Origin of the sequence: Pseudomonas sp. SIMBA_068, assembly GCF_046534705.1 — a bacterium.
Taxonomy (GTDB): Bacteria; Pseudomonadota; Gammaproteobacteria; order Pseudomonadales; family Pseudomonadaceae; genus Aquipseudomonas; species Aquipseudomonas putida.
Genome location: NZ_JAWRYI010001356.1, coordinates 1 through 245, shown reverse-complemented (window position 1 = coordinate 245; position 245 = coordinate 1). Strand labels below are relative to the sequence as shown.

Annotated in this window: 1 pseudogene; it reads right to left on the bottom strand. The window is 62.4% G+C overall.

The window, feature by feature from the left end:
* Window positions 1-245: pseudogene (locus tag SB756_RS34035) on the bottom strand (nicotinate phosphoribosyltransferase); the annotation flags it as partial.

Sequence of the window (245 nt, the reverse complement as noted above, 5' to 3'; positions counted from 1 at the left end):
AGCGAATCCGAGAACACCAGCGTCTTGGCGCGCGGGTCGACGCGGTTCTTGCGATAGTGCTCGAGCAAGCGTTCGCCCCAGACGAAGGGATCGCCCGAATCGTGCCGCGCGCCGTCGAACAGCTTGCAGAAATACATGTCAAAGTCGCGCAGGAAGGCGTCCATGCCATAGACGTCCGACAGCGCGATGCCGAGGTCGCCGCGGTATTCCTTGGCCCACACTTCCAGCGCGAACACCTGCGAATC